General features: G+C 50.9%; 4 tRNA genes. All 4 read right to left on the bottom strand.

From position 1 onward, the window contains the following. Positions 1 to 66 precede the first annotated feature (66 nt). A tRNA-Gly gene (locus RWY47_RS13395) sits at positions 67 to 140 on the bottom strand. 9 nt (positions 141 to 149) lie between these two features. After that, a tRNA-Tyr gene (locus RWY47_RS13400) sits at positions 150 to 234 on the bottom strand. Between the two features lie 4 nt (positions 235 to 238). Further along, positions 239 to 313 (bottom strand) — tRNA-Thr (locus tag RWY47_RS13405). A 4-nt stretch (positions 314 to 317) separates the two neighbouring features. After that, a tRNA-Asn gene (locus tag RWY47_RS13410) sits at positions 318 to 393 on the bottom strand. Positions 394 to 462 lie beyond the last annotated feature (69 nt).

Here is a 462-nt window from a genome sequence, read left to right on the forward strand (position 1 = left end):
ACACACGCCTTAGAAGGGCGTTGCTCTATCCAGCTGAGCTATGCACCCACATTATATGTTGTTCTTTGGAGCGGGTGAAGGGGATCGAACCCTCACAGCCGGCTTGGAAGGCCGGAACTCTACCATTGAGCTACACCCGCATATTTAATTGGTGGAGGATGGTGGATTCGAACCACCGAAATCGTCGATAACAGATTTACAGTCTGCCCCCTTTGGCCGCTCGGGAAATCCTCCACGTTGGAGCTAGTGATAGGAATCGAACCTACAACCTGCTGATTACAAGTCAGCTGCTCTACCGTTGAGCCACACTAGCATATTGGCGGGAATAACAGGACTCGAACCTGTGACCCATTGATTAACAGTCAATTGCTCTACCAACTGAGCCATATTCCCGCGTATTTAATTATTTTGGCGACCTGGAAGGGACTCGAACCCTCGACCTCCAGCGTGACAGGCTGGCAT

The sequence above is a fragment of the Paraclostridium sp. MRS3W1 genome (genome assembly GCF_032465715.1).
In the GTDB taxonomy this organism is placed as follows: domain Bacteria; phylum Bacillota; class Clostridia; order Peptostreptococcales; family Peptostreptococcaceae; genus Paraclostridium; species Paraclostridium dentum.